General features: G+C 63.3%; 3 protein-coding genes and 1 pseudogene. 2 read left to right on the top strand and 2 right to left on the bottom strand.

Annotation, left to right across the window (positions count from 1 at the left end):
* Positions 1–563 (bottom strand): annotated as a pseudogene (locus AACR77_RS23065) (MATE family efflux transporter); the annotation flags it as partial.
* Positions 564–669: 106 nt separating this feature from the next.
* The gene (locus AACR77_RS01230; protein WP_039039436.1) at positions 670–1,575 is read right to left on the bottom strand and encodes a LysR family transcriptional regulator; all 906 of its coding nucleotides are present in this window, start codon (positions 1,573–1,575) and stop codon (positions 670–672) included.
* A gap of 495 nt (positions 1,576–2,070) precedes the next feature.
* Here AACR77_RS01230 and AACR77_RS01225 point away from each other — a divergent pair, with 495 nt between their 5' ends.
* Positions 2,071–3,363, top strand: coding sequence for an HAAAP family serine/threonine permease (locus AACR77_RS01225; RefSeq protein WP_039039437.1), 1,293 nt, complete (start codon positions 2,071–2,073; stop codon positions 3,361–3,363).
* 125 nt (positions 3,364–3,488) lie between these two features.
* A partial coding sequence (gene yjeH, locus AACR77_RS01220; protein WP_042879307.1) for an L-methionine/branched-chain amino acid transporter occupies positions 3,489–4,745 on the top strand: 1,257 nt, incomplete at its 3' end.

Below are 4,745 nucleotides of genomic sequence, written 5' to 3'. Positions count from 1 at the left end.
CCCACCATGATGTAGTTGAGCAGGATGTTGAGGAGGGCGCCGCCGCTCACCAGTACCATGGCGAGGCGAGGGCGGCCGTCGTTGCGAAGCAGGTAGGGCACCGCCAGGTTGCTGGCGAGCAGCAGGGTGCCACCGCCAATCCAGGTGAGGTAGTCGCTGGCCTGCTGCCAGGTGTCGGTGCCGGGGGTCATTCCCAGGGCCTGCAGGATATCGGTGTGCCAGTGGTGCAGCAGCAGCGGCGCTACCGTGCCCAGGATCAGCAGCAGCCAGAGGGCGCTGACCAGAGCCTGGCGGGCCAGAGCGAGGTTCCTGGCGCCCTGCTGGAAGGAGATGGCGGTGGCGGCCCCCATGGCGATCATGGCGGCGAGGCCGATGAGCACCATGATGACCGGATAGACCAGGTTGATGCCGGCAAGGCCGGCGGCCCCCACGTAGTGGCCGACGAAGATGCCGTCCACCAGGTAGTAGGCGCCGGAGACCAGCATGGCCATGACGGAGGGGAGGGCATAGCCCCAGAAACGGCGGGCCATGGCCCGTTGACGCAGGCGGAAGTAGGCGGACATATCTGTACTCGGGAAAAGGGCCAGAATCGAGCAGACAGTCTAGTTTCTTATGGTTTAATTGATAATCAGGCTTTCATTTGATGAATTGCTGAATAAAGCTCATCAATCAACGGATCCTGTGATACTCCTTCAGCATGTCGATCAGGGCTCGCAGCCCTTGCCCCAGCTGGTGCCGGCCCGGATAGAAGAGGTTGAACCCGGCAAAGCTGGGGCTCCAGTCATCCAGCACGCTCACCAGCCGCCCCGATGCCAAGGCGTCGAACACCTCCCCTTCATGGCAGTAGGCAAGCCCGAGCCCCGCCTCGGCCGCCCCCAGGTAGAGCGCGGGCGTGCTGGTGGTGAGCGGGCCCGTCACTTCGATCTCCAGCAGTTCCCCCTCGGCGGCAAAGGCCCAGCGATAGTGGTGATGGGGCGTGAGCCGGTAGCCGATGCAGTCGTGCTGGCGCAGATCCGAGGGGTGGCGAGGGGTGCCACGCCGTGCCAGATAGTCGGGGGAGCCCACCACCAGATAGCGCTGCTGCGGGCCCAGGGGAACCGAGATCATTTCCTGGGGCAGCAGGTCGCCGTAGAAGAGGGCGGCGTCGTAGCCATCCTCGATGAGGCGGGGCATCAGCTCCAGCTCCTCCACCTCCACCTGCATGCGCGGGTAGCGCACCAGATAGTCGATGAGCACCGGGGCCAGCACTTCCTGGATGGCGGCTCGGGGGGCACAGAGCCTGAGCCTGCCCACGGGTTCGCCCGCGTGGCGCGTCAGCTCCGCCAGTGCCGCCTCCAGTTGCCCCAGGGTCGGCAGTACCTGGGCCAGCAGCCGTTCTCCTGCCTCGGTCGGCACCACGGCCCGGGTGCTGCGATTGAGCAGCCTGACGGCCAGGCGACTCTCCAGCCCTTTGAGGGCATGACTCAGGGCCGAGGCGGAGACCCCGAGCTCGAGGGCGGCCTTGCTGAAACTGCGGTGACGGGCGACGGCGGCAAACACGGCCAGCTCGGCGAGATCGGTGCGGGAGAGGGTCATGGTCGGTACGCAGAAAAGGGGCGGACACAAAGGGTACGCCATGGGGCGACGGGAGACAATCGGGGGGCAATGAGGGGGTTGTGACAAAATTGTTGCGCGCCTCAAGGTGAGGTGGATCACACCAAAAAGTTTATATGTTAAAAAAAAATCGCAATATGGCGATTCAAGTGTGATCTGAAGCGACGGAAAGGCGATTCCAATCAAACTTTGGTTGATTAATTCAAAAAAACGCTGTGATTAATAGTGCCTTTTAACTAGAGTCATCTCATCGGATGAGGTGAGCGTTATCCCGTTGTTAACGAGCGAGCACGATCCCCTCTGTATTACGACTCCCCGCCCGTGTTTGTTGCAATCAGGTTGCCACAGGGAGTGGCGGCCGGATGGCCGGGGCGGAGGAACAAACAGGACGAATAGCTGGAGTTCCAGGGAAAGGAACCGGGCCCAGGCCCACTGACAAGTTAAGATCCCACTTTCCTTGATGACAGGAACACCCCTATGTCTGACATGAACATTGCAGTTGAAGGCAGCTTGAGCAAAGCCTCCTCCCGTGGCATCAACAAGGCCGACGTGGTCTGGATGCTGGGTCTGTACGGTACCGCCATCGGCGCCGGTGTCCTCTTCCTGCCGATCAATGCCGGTGTCGGTGGCCTGTGGCCGCTGGTCGCCATGCTGATCCTGGCCCTGCCGCTGACCTTCTTCGCCCACCGTGGCCTGACCCGCTTCGTGCTGTCCGGCTCCACCCGTGACGGCGACATCACCGAGGTGGTGGAAGAGCACTTCGGCAAGACCGCAGGCAAGTTCATCACCCTGCTCTACTTCTTCGCCATCTACCCCATCCTGCTGATGTACTCCGTGGCCATCACCAACACCGTCGAGAGCCTGATGGTGCACCAGCTGGGCATGACGGCACCTCCCCGTGCCATCCTCTCCCTGGTGCTGATCCTGGGTCTGATGGCGATCGTTCGCCTGGGCGGCCAGGTCATCGTCAAGGCGATGAGCGTGCTGGTCTTCCCGTTCGTGGTCACCCTGATGGGCCTGGCGGTCTACCTGATCCCGCACTGGAACGGTGCCATCATCACCGAAGCCCCTGCGCTGGGTGAGGCCTTCAACGGCGACTTCATCAAGACCCTGTGGCTGGCCATCCCGGTGATGGTGTTCTCCTTCAACCACTCCCCGATCATCTCCTCCTTCGCGGTGGACAACAAAGGCCGCTACGGCGCCAACGCCGAGAAGAAGTGCAGCAACATCCTGCTGGGCGCCCACGTCATGATGGTGATGACAGTGATGTTCTTCGTGTTCAGCTGCGTGCTGAGCCTCTCCCCGGCTGACCTGGCGGCGGCCAAGGAGCAGAACATCTCCATCCTCTCCTACCTGGCCAACCACTTCGACAACCCGGTGATCGCCACCGTGGCACCGCTCATCGCCATGGTTGCCATCAGCAAGTCCTTCCTGGGTCACTACCTGGGTGCGCAAGAGGGCATGAACGGCCTGATGGCCAAGTCCCTGCGCGAGAAGGGCAAGAACGTCGACGTCAAGCAGCTGAACAAGGTGACCGCGGTCTTCATGATCCTGACCACCTGGGCCGTGGCCACCATCAACCCGAGCATCCTCGGCATGATTGAAGATCTGGGCGGCCCCATCATCGCCATGCTGCTCTTCCTGATGCCGATGTACGCCATCGCCAAGGTACCGGCCATGCGCAAATATGCCGGCAACCTCAGCAACGGCTTCGTGACCCTCATCGGCCTCATCGCCATGTCCGGCATCATCTACAAGCTGATTGCCTGATGACAGCGTTCATCCCTGTGAGAAAGCCGCCCCCCGGGGCGGTTTTTTTATGGGCACAAATGCTTAACAAAGCGGTGGTGGCGGCCTAACATGGCGGGATGTTTTTCTAGACGGGACAACAGGATATGTCTGGGTTGAAAAAGGATCTCGGGCTCTGGCAGGGGATGGGGCTGCTCGCCACCTCCCTGCTCGGTACCGGGATCTTCGTGGTACCGGCCACCGCCGCCTCGCTGGCGGGAGGGGCGTCGCTGTGGGCCTGGTTGCTGCTGATTGCCCTGGTGCTGCCCATCGCCTTTACCTTCGCCCGCCTCGGGCGGCGTTATCCCCACGCGGGTGGCGCGCCCCATCTGATTGGCCTCGCCTTTGGCAACGGCGCCGAGCGCTTCTCCGCTTTCCTGTTTCTGGCGGTGCTGCCGGTGGGCCTGCCTGCCGCCCTCACCATCGCCGCCGGTTTCTGGCACGCCCTGTTCGACATGGGGGAGTGGACCCTCTGGGGCATCCAGCTGCTCACCCTGCTCGGGGTCTTTCTGCTGGGGCTGCGGGGAGCGCGCTCCTCCGGCAACCTGCAACTGCTGATCGCCCTGGCCATTCTGGGGCTCACCCTGCTTATCTGGGTCAAGGGGGATCTCAGCTGGCGCGATGCCGCCCAGCCTCTGCCAACGGCGAGCGAGTGGCCCGCCATGGGCTCGGCGCTGGCGGTGATGTTCTGGTGTTTCGTGGGGCTCGAGGCTTTCGCCCACATGGGGGAGGAGTTCAAGCGGCCAGAGCGGGACTACCCCCTTGCCCTGCTGGGGGGCGTGCTGCTGGCGGGGCTCATCTACTGGGTACACTCGCTGGTGGTGCTCAAATATGACCTCTACGGGGACGAGGCGACCAATGCCACCGCCATTCCGGCCCTGCTCTCCCTGCTGTTCGGCCCCACCGCCAAGTGGCTGGTGGCGGTGCTGGGCTATCTCTCCTGCTTCGCCAGCATCAACATCTACCTGCAAGGTTTTGCGCGTCTTATCTGGAGCATGGCGCGGGAGGGCAAACTGCCGGTCTCCCTCTCTCGCCTCTCGGCCCGGGGCGCTCCCCTGCATGCCCTTGCCTGGGTGCTCGCCATCTGTTTCGTCTCCATCACCCTGATCCTCTGGCTGCGTCTGCCCCTCGATGCGCTGATCCGCTACGCCAATGGCAACTTCGTGCTGGTCTATCTGCTCTGCATGGCGGCCGGCTGGCGCTTGTTGTCGGGGACCGGCAAGGGGCTGGCGGGCCTCAGCGTGCTGCTCTGTGCCCTGGTGCTGCTGGCCCTCGCCACCCAGGTGCTCTATGCCGTCGTGCTGAGCCTGGGGTATGGCGGCTTCTCCCTGTGGCGGCGCAGACGCCGCCGCTCGGCGTCCGAT

It is taken from the genome of Aeromonas sp. ZOR0002, from assembly GCF_963866995.1.
GTDB classification, from domain to species: Bacteria; Pseudomonadota; Gammaproteobacteria; order Enterobacterales; family Aeromonadaceae; genus Aeromonas; species Aeromonas caviae.
Note: the sequence above shows the minus strand (reverse complement) of the source record. Positions and strands in the feature narration are given on the sequence as shown.